The sequence below is a fragment of the Heyndrickxia sp. FSL W8-0423 genome (assembly GCF_038009395.1).
Taxonomy (GTDB): domain Bacteria; phylum Bacillota; class Bacilli; order Bacillales; family Bacillaceae_C; genus Heyndrickxia; species Heyndrickxia sporothermodurans.
In genome coordinates, this window is sequence record NZ_JBBPBE010000001.1 from 1,947,629 (window position 1) to 1,960,327 (window position 12,699).

Below are 12,699 nucleotides of genomic sequence, written 5' to 3' on the forward strand. Positions count from 1 at the left end.
TCGTCAAAACAAGTGAATGCAGCCAAAGATCTGATGCCTAAAAGAAACTTGGTCGTTAAAATGAAAGAATAAAGCCCAAGATCCAAATTCAACTAGGATCTTGGGCTTCTATTTTCATTCTTCACTTTCTTCCTCTATCGATACTTCATTCGCATCCTTATGGTAATTTTGAAAGCTCTCAATTAGGATACTTAAATGCGTTAATTGCTTGTGATAATCAACCATCGCGGATAAAAATCTCATTAAATGATAGGACTGTTGATCGCTTCGAAATGCTTTATCCTTCAATTCGTCTAAAAAGAGTTCCAGTAATTCCTCTTGTTGCTCTTCGAATTTTTTTTCTTCTAAATCGTTATGACTCACTTTCCCTAAAAATTGAAAAAGCAATTTTTGATGTTCATTCATCAAAAAATCAAGTCGCTCTTGAATTTGTATTTGTATCGTTTCAGGTAATAACTTAAGTTCATGTTCATAACGATGAAGTAATTTTAAAATATCGAAACTATCCTGCAGAGCGGAAACCATTTGTCGATAGATGACAGTTTTCCGTTTCTTTTCAATCGTGCTCTTTTTAAAATAGCTTCGTTCCTCGTTAAATAAAGTATAAAATAAATTGACCTTGACTAAACGTTCACGTATTTTTTCAATTTCTTTTTTCATTAAATGATGTTCTGAAGCGTGCATTGAAATCAGACGAATTAGTTTAAAAATATCTTCCGTTAAATGTGACATTCGATGATAAAGTTTCGTTTCATATTTTGGCGGTAAGAAAATTAAATTAACAACGAATGCTGATAAAATACCGATTAGAATCGTTGAGAACCGGATCCATGCGAATTGCAGGAAATGCTCTCCGGGCGATTCAAGAATAACAATCATTGTTACTAATCCTAAACTAATGCTGTTTTCGAGTTTCAATTTAAGCATAATGATTATCGTGATAAGTGCAGCTAATCCAACAATAATATAATTATTTTCAAAAACTAATCCGAAAGCAACAGCGACGATTGCTCCTATAATATTCCCTTGAACTTGTTCGAGGATGGATAAATAGGAACGGTAAATCGTTGGTTTTATCGCAAAAATGGCAGCAATTCCAGCAAATACTGGTGATGGCATTCCAATGAACTTTGCGATATATAATGCTAAAATAATTGCAATTCCCGTTTTAAAAATGCGGGCACCAAGCTTCATGAGTCTTTTGATTCCTTTCTCGTAAAAAACGCCTTATATTTTTCTTTCTTTATATATACCATATAAGCATCAAATTAGTAATATACAGTGTCAGCGTTAGAATATCAAGAAAAAAATTATGGCTTTATTCGACATAATTTTGAGTTTAGAGATTTTTTAGTTAGGGTGTTTTAGGAATGGGCCGTTCCTTTCCGCTGCAGGTACTCGCTTTCCGCGGGGCTGGCGATGAGCCTCCTCATCGCTGCGCTCTTGCGGGGTCTCATCTGTCCAGCTAATCCCGCAGGAGTCTCGTGCCTTCCGCTCCAATCCACTCAGCGTTTGCAATGTTATTTAGTATTTCTATCAATAATTTATTAGAAAAGAGCTTTTATTTATTTATCACAAAAATGCAATAATAAACAAAAGGCCAACTGGTGTGGTTGGCCTTTGACTTAATGAATTATAGTTTTGAAAAAGCATTTTCCACTGCTTGGATGGTTTCTTTAATGTCTTCTTCAGTGTGTGCAGTTGTAATAAACCATGCTTCATATTTAGAAGGTGCAAGATTAATTCCTTGTTCGAGCATAAGCTTGAAGAATTTCGCGAACATTTCTCCGTCTGTTGCTTCAGCTTGTTTGTAATTTATTACCTTTTCTTTCGTGAAGTACACGGTGAGTGCACCTTTTAGACGGTTGATGGTAATCGGTGTATTGTATTTTTCGGCCGCATCGAGAATTCCTTTTTCTAATAGAGCGCCTAGTTGATCTAGACGATCGTACACTCCGTCTTCTTTTAACACTTCTAAACAGGCAATTCCAGATAAAATTGAAGCGGGATTACCAGCCATCGTTCCTGCTTGATAGGCTGGTCCTAATGGAGCGACTTTTTCCATGATTTCTTTTTTACCGCCATAGGCACCGATTGGCAGGCCGCCGCCAATAATTTTTCCCATTGCTGTTAAATCAGGAGTGACCCCTAATAAATTTTGCGCGCCGCCATACATAAAACGGAAGGCAGTAATAACTTCATCATAAATAACAAGTGCCCCAGCTTGATGGGTAACTTCGTTGACCTGTTCTAAAAATCCTGGATGTGGTTCAACGATACCGAAATTACCAACGATTGGTTCTACTAAAACAGCAGCAATCTCGTTTCCCCATTTGTTCATTGCTTCTTTAAACGGTTCAATATCATTAAATGGAACGGTGATGACTTCTTTTGCGATACTTTTCGGAACGCCGGCTGAGTCTGGCATCCCTAATTGTGAAGGTCCAGAACCTGCTGCAACTAATACTAGATCTGAATGCCCATGATAACAGCCTTCAAATTTAATTATTTTATCGCGGCCCGTATACGCACGAGCGACACGGATTGTTGTCATAACCGCTTCCGTTCCTGAGTTCACAAAACGAACTTTATCAAGAGATGGCATGGCATCTTTGAGCATTTTTGCAAAGTCTACTTCAAATGGTGTTGGTGTGCCATATAATACTCCATTTTCAGCAGCTGTTCTGATTGCTTCTGTAATATGTGGATGAGCATGTCCTGTTATGATCGGACCGTATGCTGCGAGATAATCGATATAACGATTGTCATCGACATCCCAGAAATAAGCACCTTTTGCTCGCTTCATGGCAACAGGTGCACCCCCGCCAACGGCTTTATACGAGCGGGAAGGACTATTAACGCCTCCAACAATATGCTCTAATGCTTCAGTATGTAAATGGTTGGAATTAGAAAAATTCATTTGATTTCCTCCTAGTTTAAAGCTCCTTAATATTGTAGTACCTAAACGTATATGTGTCCAATTAGCGAAATGTTATTCTCATACATTCGATTAACCGTGAGTACAATAGAATGACAAGCTATTTGGAAAAATGGGGGAGAAAAGATGATCTATGTTCTTATGATTGCTGTAATCATTTGTATATTCATGAGTTTAAGGACATTGTTTTTTCCCTCTAAACTCAAGCACAAACTCGTTTCCTTTGATAATTTCCTCTTCTTAGGTTCTACATATAGTGTCATTATGATCGGTTTTGGACTTTTATTTATGTTGTTAGAAATAAAAGGATTTAATGTAATTGCTGAACAAGGTTCGCATTTTTCAGGGAACTATATTGAAAAATTAAATTCCTCGATGTATTTAAGTGCAATTACTTTATTTTCAGTAGGATATGGGGATATAGTACCGATTGGAATCGGGAGGATATTAGTCGTTTTAGAGGCATTAATCGGATATACAATTCCAGCTGCCTTTGTCGTTAAATCTGTCATCGATTATGAGCAAAATAATGAAATGAAAAAGTAAATGATTTGCGATGAGACCCCGCTTTCATGTAGGCTCATAGTAAACGTAGTTGAAGGAGGAAAAATAATGACAATACAAATTGGCGAAACTGCACCAGCATTTGCATTAGAAAATAGCAATGGAGAAATTGTAAAATTAGCTGATTATATAGGAAAAAAACATGTCGTATTATATTTTTATCCGAAAGACATGACACCTGGATGTACAACGGAAGCGTGTGACTTTCGTGATCAACATAAAAGCTTCGAGGAGCTCGATGCAGTTATCTTTGGTGTGAGTCCGGATCCAATTGAAAAGCATCAAAAGTTCATCGATAAATATAGTCTTCCATTTCAATTACTAGTCGACAGTGATCACAAGGTTGCTGAGGAATATGATGTTTGGAAGTTAAAGAAGAACTTTGGAAAAGAATATATGGGAATTGAACGTTCCACCTTTATTATCAATAAAGATGGGAAGCTTGTGAAAGAATGGCGAAAAGTGAAAGTTGATGGACATGTAGAAGAGGCTTTGGCATATATTAAGGAAAATCTTTAGTTAATTCATTGCCTATTTTTAGCTAATAGTGGCTTTTGTCCATTCCAAACAGTTGAAAATACATACTGTATAGTAGGGCATACCTCCTCAGAAAAAAACTTCGGACCGATTGATATCGGTCCATTTTTTTATTGCGAAAAAGAGGGAATATTTGTGATAAGATGGAGATAAAAAAGGAGGATGGTTGCGTTATGAAAGTAGTATTTACCTTTGAACCACCTGCTGAAATGAGAAAAGAAATACGATCTTCTTTTCCAACCGTCGAATTTCACTTTTTTCAAAATGTGAATCACGCTGAAACGGAAATGGAAAGCCCGGAAGTGATTGTGACATATGGAGAAGATTTGACTGATGAGCATATTGAAAGAGCGGCTGAATTAAAGTGGATCATGGTGACTTCTGCAGGTATTGAAAGAATGCCGCTAAAAGCGATAAAAGAAAAAAACATATTAGTTACGAATGCTCGGGGCATCCACAAATCCCCTATGGCCGAATTTACAATCGGTTTACTTCTCGATCATGCAAGAAATTTTCAATTGCTATGGAAAAACGAGCAACAACAAATATGGGATAAAACCATTTCTCAAGCTGAGTTACATAATCAATCCATTGCAATAGTAGGTGCGGGCGCAATCGGTCAAGAAATCGCTCGTCTTGCTAAAGCATTTCGAATGAATGTTTTCGGAATTAACAGCAGCGGAACAATAAAAGAAAATTTTGATGAAATGTATTCATTAGAAAATATTTCTACTCCACTCGAAAAAGCCGATTATGTTGTATCGATTTTACCTAGTACGGAGCAAACGATTGATTTTTACCAAATGAATCACTTCGAAAAAATGAAAAACTCTGCAGTATTTATTAATCTTGGCAGAGGGGATGTCGTAAAAGAGGAAATCCTGATAGAGGCGTTGAATAAAAAAGAAATCGCCCATGCTTATTTAGATGTTTTTCAAACTGAACCATTACCAAAAAATCATCCACTATGGGGAATGGAGAATGTAACGATTACCCCACATATTTCTAGTACAACAAAAAATTATTTACCTAGAGCATTAGATATATTCCAAAAGAATTTACATACATATATAAATAATAAGGGTCAATTTATTAATGTAATTGATTCCGAAAGGGGATATTAAGATGAGAATCTACACGAAATCTGGCGATAAAGGAACGACATCCCTTGTTTATGGTCAACGAATTCCAAAAAATGATTTACGTGTTGAGGCCTATGGAACCTGTGATGAAGCCAATTCAATGATCGGGCTTGCGATGAGCCATTTGCAAACGTCTTCTTTTTCGAACAACGAAGAGGTAAACGAGGCATTCCATAAAATTCAAACAACCCTTTTTCATGTAGGAGCAGAGCTTGCAACTCCTGAAGGAAAAGAAGTAAAGTGGAAATTAACTGATGAAGATATTAAGGATTTAGAACATACTATTGATAAATGGGATGCCTCATTAGAGCCTCTCAAAAACTTTATCCTCCCAGGGGGACATCCGGCTGGTGCGACGTTACATTGTGCTCGTACAGTCATCAGAAGAGCTGAACGCTGTGCTGTAGCCATTGAACATGTGAATCCATTAGTTCTTGCTTATTTGAATCGACTTTCCGATTTCTTATTTGTCGCTGCAAGATATATTAATAGTGGATTGGGCGAGCAAGAAAAGACATTGCATCAAGGTTCTTAACAGTTGATTTTATTGACAAATATGCCTGTTCATTAGTAAACTAATTATAACGATTTTAAAATAATAATAAATTCTATTTAGAAAAGAGGTGCATGACGGTGTCTGAACATCAAATCAAAGAAGCAATTGAAACTTTGAAAGAAACCGGAGTTCGTATCACACCACAACGTCATGCGATACTGGAGTATTTAATTCAATCAATGTCACACCCAACAGCCGATGAAATTTATAAAGCACTTGAAGGGAAATTCCCTAATATGAGTGTGGCTACCGTATATAATAATTTACGTGTATTTCGTGAAGTTGGTCTCGTGAAAGAACTAACTTACGGAGATGCTTCAAGTCGTTTTGACTTTGTTACAACAAGTCATTACCATGTTATTTGTGAAAACTGCGGTAAAATTGTCGACTTCCATTATCCAGGGTTAGATGAGGTTGAACAACTAGCATCACATGTTACAGGATTTAAAGTGAGCCATCATCGCATGGAAATCTACGGTACATGCCCGGATTGTAATAAAGAAGTACATTAAAAAAGAATGGCCAGAGCCATTCTTTTTTTATTGCTGTTTTTTACGGTTATAGTTTTCATCAAAATCCTTGCCTTCTAAATTCGGATCTAATGTTAATGGTTCACGGCAATGCATACACATATCAACCCGGCCGAGAAGCTTCGTCGGCTTTTTGCAATTTGGACAAACAACTTGAACCGCTTTTGTTGAAAGCATCCCAATCCAGAAATAAACAACTGTACTGGCAATGATACTTAATAAACCTAAAACCATAAAGATGGTCATTACAATTGGATGAGTCCGGAAAAAGATTCCGAAGTACATAATGATAAATCCTACGAATATCAAACTTAACGCAAATGTGCGTATTTTATTAATTTTATTCGAATATTTAGCCATGTTCGTCCCTCCTAAAAGTAATATACCATAAATGAATAACAATGGGAGATTACCGGATGTGACGAAACAAAGATTTTTAAGAATAAACAAAAACAACTTTTCAAATAGCAGGAAATTTATTATCATTGTCGAAGTAATATCCTTACTAGATATTTTGGAGGAATTTAATATGGAGGACATCCTTCGTCCCATTTACCAAGAAAGGGCGAGCCAAGCAAATACATTAACTGTGTTATCTATAGAAAAAAAACATAATGAAGGAACTGTAACGGATACGTTCGATACAGTGCTATTAATCATTGTAAAAGAATTAGAAACTCCGGTTTATATAAAACACTATACCTATGACAATAAAAAAGCAGCATTACATATAGTTAGAGAAGATCAATTGAAAGAATGGTTATTACTTGGTTCGAATCGAAAAATTGTAGAATGGATCATTCATGGGAAAGTTCTATTTGATCGTAATGAGTATATGACAAATTTAAAAAATGAGTTAAGAGATTTCCCTTTCTATGAGCGGAAATTAAAAATTGGACTCGAATTTGCTAAACTTATTCGCCGATATTTGGACGGAAAAGTCTTTTTCGATAATAAACAATATCTTGATGCATATAATCATGTTGTACATGCCTTGCATCATCTAGCACGACTTGCCGTAATCGAAAACGGATTTCACCCTGAAATTACAGTCTGGAATCAAGTGAAACAAATTGAACCAGAAATTTTCAAGCTCTACGAAGAATTAATCACAAGTGACGAAACAATTGAAAAAAGATTGGAACTCCTTTTCTTAGCGAGTGAGTTTTTAATCCATTCACGAACTCGCTTTTCGGCGTCACATTTATTAGAGATTATGGAAGAGAAAGATGTGTGGACGATAAATGAATTGTTATCCAATCAAAATTTGACTCATTATAGTGTTGATTTAGGGATCTTAATTGAATTCCTAATAGAGAAATCGTTTATCGAAGAAGTGAATGTAGAAACGAAAGGCCAAGATTTATATCACCGTCATTATCGAGTGAAAAAAGAATTATAGTGAAATATTAATTTAAGTATTGACGAAACGAATATTACTTGGTATATTAATAAACGTCGCTGCTGAACAACGGTTTTCAGCAGTGATGAAAAATAAAAAAAGTTATTGACAAAAAGTAAATAACTTGGTACGATAATAAAGTCGCTGTCGCAAGATGGTTGATAATTGATCTTTGAAAACTGAACAAAACGAAACGTCAATAAATTAACTTTTAGAGCTATTTCAAACATCTTTTTGGAGAGTTTGATCCTGGCTCAGGACGAACGCTGGCGGCGTGCCTAATACATGCAAGTCGAGCGAATCTTCGTGGGAGCTTGCTCCTGCGAAGATTAGCGGCGGACGGGTGAGTAACACGTGGGTAACCTGCCTGTAAGACTGGGATAACTCCGGGAAACCGGGGCTAATACCGGATAACTTTTTCCTTCGCATGAAGGAGAATTGAAAGGTGGCTTTAAGCTACCACTTACAGATGGACCCGCGGCGCATTAGCTAGTTGGTGAGGTAACGGCTCACCAAGGCGACGATGCGTAGCCGACTTGAGAGGGTGATCGGCCACACTGGGACTGAGACACGGCCCAGACTCCTACGGGAGGCAGCAGTAGGGAATCTTCCGCAATGGACGAAAGTCTGACGGAGCAACGCCGCGTGAGTGATGAAGGTTTTCGGATCGTAAAACTCTGTTGTTAGGGAAGAACAAGTATCGTTCGAATAGGGCGGTACCTTGACGGTACCTAACCAGAAAGCCACGGCTAACTACGTGCCAGCAGCCGCGGTAATACGTAGGTGGCAAGCGTTGTCCGGAATTATTGGGCGTAAAGCGCGCGCAGGCGGTTTCTTAAGTCTGATGTGAAAGCCCACGGCTCAACCGTGGAGGGTCATTGGAAACTGGGAGACTTGAGTGCAGAAGAGAAGAGCGGAATTCCACGTGTAGCGGTGAAATGCGTAGAGATGTGGAGGAACACCAGTGGCGAAGGCGGCTCTTTGGTCTGTAACTGACGCTGAGGCGCGAAAGCGTGGGGAGCGAACAGGATTAGATACCCTGGTAGTCCACGCCGTAAACGATGAGTGCTAAGTGTTAGAGGGTTTCCGCCCTTTAGTGCTGCAGCTAACGCATTAAGCACTCCGCCTGGGGAGTACGGCCGCAAGGCTGAAACTCAAAGGAATTGACGGGGGCCCGCACAAGCGGTGGAGCATGTGGTTTAATTCGAAGCAACGCGAAGAACCTTACCAGGTCTTGACATCCTCTTGCCCTCCCTAGAGATAGGGATTTCCCTTCGGGGACAAGAGTGACAGGTGGTGCATGGTTGTCGTCAGCTCGTGTCGTGAGATGTTGGGTTAAGTCCCGCAACGAGCGCAACCCTTGACCTTAGTTGCCAGCATTCAGTTGGGCACTCTAAGGTGACTGCCGGTGACAAACCGGAGGAAGGTGGGGATGACGTCAAATCATCATGCCCCTTATGACCTGGGCTACACACGTGCTACAATGGATGGTACAAAGGGTTGCTAGACCGCGAGGTTACGCCAATCCCATAAAACCATTCTCAGTTCGGATTGTAGGCTGCAACTCGCCTACATGAAGCCGGAATCGCTAGTAATCGCGGATCAGCATGCCGCGGTGAATACGTTCCCGGGCCTTGTACACACCGCCCGTCACACCACGAGAGTTTGTAACACCCGAAGTCGGTGAGGTAACCTTTTGGAGCCAGCCGCCGAAGGTGGGACAGATGATTGGGGTGAAGTCGTAACAAGGTAGCCGTATCGGAAGGTGCGGCTGGATCACCTCCTTTCTAAGGATATAAGGAAAACCACTATCGTGGTTACAACGAAGACGTTCTCGTTTTGTTCAGTTTTGAGAGGTTAATTCCTTTCAAACTTGTTCTTTGAAAACTAGATAATATGAGAAATAACCAAGTAATAACCGAGAATCGCCACTTTATGGATGAATCCATTAAGTAAGTAATAAACAACCTTTTTAGGTTAAGTTAGTAAGGGCGCACGGTGAATGCCTTGGCACTAGGAGCCGATGAAGGACGGGACTAACACCGATATGCTTCGGGGAGCTGTAAGCAAGCTTTGATCCGGAGATTTCCGAATGGGGGAACCCACTGCTCGTAATGGAGTAGTATCCTTACTTGAATACATAGAGTAAGGAAGGCAGACCCGGGGAACTGAAACATCTAAGTACCCGGAGGAAGAGAAAGCAAACGCGATTTCCTGAGTAGCGGCGAGCGAAACGGAAGAAGCCCAAACCAAGAGGCTTGCCTCTTGGGGTTGTAGGACACTCTACACGGAGTTACAAAGGAACGAAGTAAATGAAGAGGTCTGGAAAGGCCCGTCAAAGAAGGTAACAACCCTGTAGTTGAAACTTCGTTCCCTCCAGAGTGGATCCTGAGTACGGCGGGACACGTGAAATCCCGTCGGAAGCAGGGAGGACCATCTCCCAAGGCTAAATACTCCCTAGTGACCGATAGTGAACCAGTACCGTGAGGGAAAGGTGAAAAGCACCCCGGGAGGGGAGTGAAAGAGAACCTGAAACCGTGTGCCTACAAGTAGTTAGAGCTCTGTGCGTATTTCCTTCGGAAAGACGCCGAGTGATAGCGTGCCTTTTGTAGAATGAACCGGCGAGTTACGATTTCAAGCAAGGTTAAGCTGAAGAGGCGGAGCCGCAGCGAAAGCGAGTCTTAATAGGGCGAATGAGTTTGAGGTCGTAGACCCGAAACCAGGTGATCTACCCATGTCCAGGGTGAAGGTAAGGTAACACTTACTGGAGGCCCGAACCCACGCACGTTGAAAAGTGCGGGGATGAGGTGTGGGTAGCGGAGAAATTCCAATCGAACTTGGAGATAGCTGGTTCTCTCCGAAATAGCTTTAGGGCTAGCCTTAAGGTAAGAGTCTTGGAGGTAGAGCACTGTTTGGACTAGGGGCCCTCATCGGGTTACCGAATTCAGACAAACTCCGAATGCCAATGACTTATCCTTAGGAGTCAGACTGCGAGTGATAAGATCCGTAGTCAAAAGGGAAACAGCCCAGACCACCAGCTAAGGTCCCAAAGTATACGTTAAGTGGAAAAGGATGTGGAGTTGCTTAGACAACCAGGATGTTGGCTTAGAAGCAGCCACCATTTAAAGAGTGCGTAATAGCTCACTGGTCGAGTGACTCTGCGCCGAAAATGTACCGGGGCTAAACGTATCACCGAAGCTGTGGATGGACACCGTTGGTGTCCGTGGTAGGAGAGCGTTCTAAGGGCTGAGAAGCTAGACCGTAAGGACTGGTGGAGCGCTTAGAAGTGAGAATGCCGGTATGAGTAGCGAAAGAAGGGTGAGAATCCCTTCCACCGAATGCCTAAGGTTTCCTGAGGAAGGCTCGTCCGCTCAGGGTTAGTCGGGACCTAAGCCGAGGCCGAAAGGCGTAGGCGATGGACAACAGGTTGATATTCCTGTACCACCTCTTCACCGTTTGAACGATGGGGGGACGCAGGAGGATAGGGTAAGCGCGCTGCTGGAATAGCGCGTCCAAGCAGTTAGAGGGGTGACGAGGCAAATCCCGTCACCATGTACCTTGAGCTGTGATGGCGAGGGAAATATAGTACCGAAGTTCCTGATTCCACACTGCCTAGAAAATCCTCTAGTGAGGTGAAAGGTGCCCGTACCGCAAACCGACACAGGTAGGCGAGGAGAGAATCCTAAGGTGAGCGAGAGAACTCTCGTTAAGGAACTCGGCAAAATGACCCCGTAACTTCGGGAGAAGGGGTGCTCTGTTAGGGTGCAAGCCCGAGAGAGCCGCAGTGAATAGGCCCAGGCGACTGTTTAGCAAAAACACAGGTCTCTGCGAAGCCGTAAGGCGAAGTATAGGGGCTGACGCCTGCCCGGTGCTGGAAGGTTAAGAGGAGAGGTTAGCGCAAGCGAAGCTTTGAATTGAAGCCCCAGTAAACGGCGGCCGTAACTATAACGGTCCTAAGGTAGCGAAATTCCTTGTCAGGTAAGTTCTGACCCGCACGAAAGGCGCAACGATCTGGGCACTGTCTCAACGAGAGACTCGGTGAAATTATAGTACCTGTGAAGATGCAGGTTACCCGCGACAGGACGGAAAGACCCCGTGGAGCTTTACTGCAGCCTGATATTGAATTTTGGTACAGCTTGTACAGGATAGGTAGGAGCCTTTGAAGCCGGAGCGCCAGCTTCGGTGGAGGCGTCGGTGGGATACTACCCTGGCTGTATTGAAATTCTAACCCGCACCCCTGAATCGGGGTGGGAGACAGTGTCAGGCAGGCAGTTTGACTGGGGCGGTCGCCTCCTAAAAGGTAACGGAGGCGCCCAAAGGTTCCCTCAGAATGGTTGGAAATCATTCGCAGAGTGTAAAGGCACAAGGGAGCTTGACTGCGAGACCTACAAGTCGAGCAGGGACGAAAGTCGGGCTTAGTGATCCGGTGGTTCCGCATGGAAGGGCCATCGCTCAACGGATAAAAGCTACCCCGGGGATAACAGGCTTATCTCCCCCAAGAGTCCACATCGACGGGGAGGTTTGGCACCTCGATGTCGGCTCATCGCATCCTGGGGCTGTAGTCGGTCCCAAGGGTTGGGCTGTTCGCCCATTAAAGCGGTACGCGAGCTGGGTTCAGAACGTCGTGAGACAGTTCGGTCCCTATCCGTCGTGGGCGTAGGAAATTTGAGAGGAGCTGTCCTTAGTACGAGAGGACCGGGATGGACGCACCGCTGGTGTACCAGTTGTCTTGCCAAAGGCATCGCTGGGTAGCTATGTGCGGAAGGGATAAGTGCTGAAAGCATCTAAGCATGAAGCCCCCCTCAAGATGAGATTTCCCTTAGTTTATCTAAATAAGACCCCTGAAAGATGATCAGGTTGATAGGTTCGAGGTGGAAGTGTGGCGACACATGGAGCTGACGGATACTAATCGGTCGAAGACTTATCCTAATTTGATTCAACGTTATTACTGTTTCTCATCTATCTAGTTTTGAAGGAATAATTTTAAATTAATCCTTGAAAAATTTCAAAAATCATATATAATAATATAT

General features: G+C 41.9%; 9 protein-coding genes and 2 rRNA genes. 8 read left to right on the forward strand and 3 right to left on the reverse strand.

Annotated features, from left to right (window positions below):
• Nucleotides 1-114: 114 nt before the first annotated feature.
• Complete coding sequence (locus MKY81_RS09790; protein WP_341117659.1) at nucleotides 115-1,194, reverse strand: FUSC family protein; 1,080 nt, start codon at nucleotides 1,192-1,194, stop codon at nucleotides 115-117.
• Nucleotides 1,195-1,633: 439 nt separating this feature from the next.
• A complete protein-coding gene (locus MKY81_RS09795; protein ID WP_341117660.1) occupies nucleotides 1,634-2,920 on the reverse strand; it encodes a glutamate-1-semialdehyde 2,1-aminomutase in 1,287 nt (428 codons plus the stop codon).
• A 144-nt stretch (nucleotides 2,921-3,064) separates the two neighbouring features.
• Here MKY81_RS09795 and MKY81_RS09800 point away from each other — a divergent pair, with 144 nt between their 5' ends.
• The 5 genes from MKY81_RS09800 to perR all read left to right on the forward strand — a co-directional run bounded on the left by MKY81_RS09800 (nucleotide 3,065) and on the right by perR (nucleotide 6,249).
• Nucleotides 3,065-3,484: a potassium channel family protein gene (locus tag MKY81_RS09800; RefSeq protein ID WP_341117661.1), complete on the forward strand. Its 420-nt coding sequence runs from the start codon at nucleotides 3,065-3,067 to the stop codon at nucleotides 3,482-3,484.
• A gap of 66 nt (nucleotides 3,485-3,550) precedes the next feature.
• Nucleotides 3,551-4,021, forward strand: a complete 471-nt coding sequence (bcp, locus tag MKY81_RS09805; RefSeq protein WP_341117662.1) for a thioredoxin-dependent thiol peroxidase — start codon at nucleotides 3,551-3,553, stop codon at nucleotides 4,019-4,021.
• 191 nt (nucleotides 4,022-4,212) lie between these two features.
• Nucleotides 4,213-5,163, forward strand: a complete 951-nt coding sequence (locus tag MKY81_RS09810) for a D-2-hydroxyacid dehydrogenase (protein ID WP_341117663.1) — start codon at nucleotides 4,213-4,215, stop codon at nucleotides 5,161-5,163.
• Nucleotide 5,164: 1 nt separating this feature from the next.
• Nucleotides 5,165-5,716, forward strand: coding sequence for a cob(I)yrinic acid a,c-diamide adenosyltransferase (locus MKY81_RS09815; RefSeq protein WP_341117664.1), 552 nt, complete (start codon nucleotides 5,165-5,167; stop codon nucleotides 5,714-5,716).
• Between the two features lie 92 nt (nucleotides 5,717-5,808).
• On the forward strand, nucleotides 5,809-6,249 hold the full coding sequence (gene perR / locus MKY81_RS09820; RefSeq protein ID WP_066226474.1) for a peroxide-responsive transcriptional repressor PerR: 441 nt from the start codon (nucleotides 5,809-5,811) through the stop codon (nucleotides 6,247-6,249).
• A gap of 27 nt (nucleotides 6,250-6,276) precedes the next feature.
• On the opposite strand, the gene MKY81_RS09825 is transcribed toward perR, so the two are convergent.
• Nucleotides 6,277-6,627 carry a YgzB family protein gene (locus tag MKY81_RS09825; protein WP_108071283.1) on the reverse strand — a complete coding sequence of 117 codons (351 nt, stop codon included), beginning with the start codon at nucleotides 6,625-6,627 and terminating at the stop codon, nucleotides 6,277-6,279.
• Between the two features lie 169 nt (nucleotides 6,628-6,796).
• On the opposite strand from MKY81_RS09825, the gene MKY81_RS09830 reads away from it, so the two are divergent.
• The 3 genes from MKY81_RS09830 to MKY81_RS09840 all read left to right on the forward strand — a co-directional run bounded on the left by MKY81_RS09830 (nucleotide 6,797) and on the right by MKY81_RS09840 (nucleotide 12,598).
• Nucleotides 6,797-7,669 carry a nucleotidyltransferase-like protein gene (locus MKY81_RS09830; protein ID WP_108071285.1) on the forward strand — a complete coding sequence of 291 codons (873 nt, stop codon included), beginning with the start codon at nucleotides 6,797-6,799 and terminating at the stop codon, nucleotides 7,667-7,669.
• 231 nt (nucleotides 7,670-7,900) lie between these two features.
• Nucleotides 7,901-9,456 (forward strand): 16S ribosomal RNA (locus MKY81_RS09835).
• A 188-nt stretch (nucleotides 9,457-9,644) separates the two neighbouring features.
• Nucleotides 9,645-12,598: ribosomal RNA gene (locus tag MKY81_RS09840) — 23S ribosomal RNA — on the forward strand.
• The 16S and 23S rRNA genes sit together here, the layout of an rRNA operon.
• Nucleotides 12,599-12,699: the final 101 nt, after the last annotated feature.